General features: G+C 44.8%; 1 protein-coding gene. It reads left to right on the top strand.

The window, feature by feature from the left end:
- A partial coding sequence (locus tag IDG65_RS14765; RefSeq protein ID WP_206174293.1) for a G5 domain-containing protein occupies positions 1–201 on the top strand: 201 nt, incomplete at both ends.

Raw genomic sequence — 201 nt, 5'->3', positions numbered from 1 at the left:
AAGGACAACCAGGAAGTAAGACAATCACAACACCAATCACAGTGAACCCATTAACGGGTGAAAAAGTTGGCGAGGGTCAACCAACAGAAGAGATCACAAAACAACCAGTAGATAAGATTGTAGAGTTTGGTGGCGAGAAACCAAAAGATCCAAAAGGACCTGAAAACCCAGAGAAGCCGAGCAGACCAACTCATCCAAGTG

Origin of the sequence: Staphylococcus sp. EG-SA-17 (genome assembly GCF_017151845.1) — a bacterium.
In the GTDB taxonomy this organism is placed as follows: Bacteria; Bacillota; Bacilli; order Staphylococcales; family Staphylococcaceae; genus Staphylococcus; species Staphylococcus aureus.
Note: the sequence above shows the minus strand (reverse complement) of the source record. Positions and strands in the feature narration are given on the sequence as shown.